Raw genomic sequence first — 2,500 nt, forward strand, 5'->3', positions numbered from 1 at the left:
CTACACAGTGGACGCAAGCAACTATGGACAAGCCCTCGGCCTATTAGTACCGGTCAACTCCACCCATCACTGAGCTTCCATATCCGGCCTATCAACCCGGTCGTCTACCGGGAGCCTTACCCTCTCAAGGAGGAGGGAGCCCTCATCTCGAAGCAGGCTTCCCGCTTAGATGCTTTCAGCGGTTATCCTTTCCGAACGTAGCCAACCAGCCATGCCCTTGGCAGAACAACTGGCACACCAGAGGTCCGTCCGTCCCGGTCCTCTCGTACTAGGGACAGCCCTTCTCAAGACTCCTACGCGCACAGCGGATAGGGACCGAACTGTCTCACGACGTTCTAAACCCAGCTCGCGTACCGCTTTAATGGGCGAACAGCCCAACCCTTGGGACCGACTCCAGCCCCAGGATGCGACGAGCCGACATCGAGGTGCCAAACCATCCCGTCGATATGGACTCTTGGGGAAGATCAGCCTGTTATCCCCGGGGTACCTTTTATCCGTTGAGCGACGGCGCTTCCACAAGCCACCGCCGGATCACTAGTCCCGACTTTCGTCCCTGCTCGACCCGTCAGTCTCACAGTCAAGCTCCCTTGTGCACTTACACTCACCACCTGATGACCAACCAGGCTGAGGGAACCTTTGGGCGCCTCCGTTACCCTTTGGGAGGCAACCGCCCCAGTTAAACTACCCACCAGACACTGTCCCTGATCCGGATCACGGACCCAGGTTAGACATCCAGCACGACCAGAGTGGTATTTCAACAACGACTCCACCACCACTAGCGTGATGACTTCACAGTCTCCCACCTATCCTACACAAGCCGAACCGAACACCAATATCAAGCTATAGTAAAGGTCCCGGGGTCTTTCCGTCCTGCTGCGCGAAACGAGCATCTTTACTCGTACTGCAATTTCACCGGGCCTATGGTTGAGACAGTCAAGAAGTCGTTACGCCATTCGTGCAGGTCGGAACTTACCCGACAAGGAATTTCGCTACCTTAGGATGGTTATAGTTACCACCGCCGTTTACTGGCGCTTAAGTTCTCAGCTTCGCCACGCCGAAACGCAGCTAACCGGTCCCCTTAACGTTCCAGCACCGGGCAGGCGTCAGTCCGTATACATCGCCTTACGGCTTCGCACGGACCTGTGTTTTTAGTAAACAGTCGCTTCTCGCTGGTCTCTGCGGCCACCCCCAGCTCACCCAGCACGTGGGATCACCAGAAGAGGCCCCCCTTCTCCCGAAGTTACGGGGGCATTTTGCCGAGTTCCTTAACCATAGTTCACCCGAACGCCTCGGTATTCTCTACCAGACCACCTGAGTCGGTTTAGGGTACGGGCCGCCATGAAACTCGCTAGAGGCTTTTCTCGACAGCATAGGATCATCCACTTCACCACAACGGCTCGGCATCAGGTCTCACCCCTATAACGAGAGACGGATTTACCTACCTCTCGGGCTACACCCTTACCCCGGGACAACCACCGCCCGGGATGGACTACCTTCCTGCGTCACCCCATCACTCACCTACTACCCCCTCGGGTCAGCGGCTCCACCACACCCACNCAGGGGGCTTCACGGCCTTAGCATCAGAAGATTCAGTGTTGGACGCTCCACAGCGGGTACCGGAATATCAACCGGTTATCCATCGACTACGCCTGTCGGCCTCGCCTTAGGCCCCGACTTACCCTGGGCAGATCAGCTTGACCCAGGAACCCTTAGTCAATCGGCGCAAGAGTTTCCCACTCTTGTATCGCTACTCATGCCTGCATTCTCACTCGTGAACCATCCACAACTACCTTACGGTGCTGCTTCACCCGGCACACGACGCTCCCCTACCCACCCACACACCCGTTAAGGCACTNGTGTGAGTGACACGACTTCGGCGGTGTACTTGAGCCCCGCTACATTATCGGCGCGGAATCACTTGACCAGTGAGCTATTACGCACTCTTTCAAGGATGGCTGCTTCTAAGCCAACCTCCTGGTTGTCTCTGCGACTCCACATCCTTTCCCACTTAGCACACGCTTAGGGGCCTTAGTCGATGCTCTGGGCTGTTTCCCTCTCGACCATGGAGCTTATCCCCCACAGTCTCACTGCCGCGCTCTCACTTACCGGCATTCGGAGTTTGGCTAAGGTCAGTAACCCGGTAAGGCCCATCGCCTATCCAGTGCTCTACCTCCGGCAAGAAACACACGACGCTGCACCTAAATGCATTTCGGGGAGAACCAGCTATCACGGAGTTTGATTGGCCTTTCACCCCTAACCACAGGTCATCCCCCAGGTTTTCAACCCTGGTGGGTTCGGGCCTCCACGACCTCTTACAGCCGCTTCACCCTGCCCATGGCTAGATCACTCCGCTTCGGGTCTAGGGCACGCTACTCAACGCCCTCTTCGGACTCGCTTTCGCTACGGCTCCCCCACACGGGTTAACCTCGCAACATACCGCAAACTCGCAGGCTCATTCTTCAAAAGGCACGCAGTCACGACNGCGACGCTCCCACGGCTT

At 56.9% G+C, this 2,500-nt stretch carries 1 rRNA gene (cut by a window edge); it reads right to left on the bottom strand.

The features are described from left to right. Positions 1–23 precede the first annotated feature (23 nt). A 23S ribosomal RNA gene (locus HPT28_RS19930) occupies positions 24–2,500 on the bottom strand; it runs 613 nt beyond the window's last position.

Source organism: Streptomyces sp. JJ38, assembly GCF_019303475.1.
Taxonomy (GTDB): domain Bacteria; phylum Actinomycetota; class Actinomycetes; order Streptomycetales; family Streptomycetaceae; genus Streptomyces.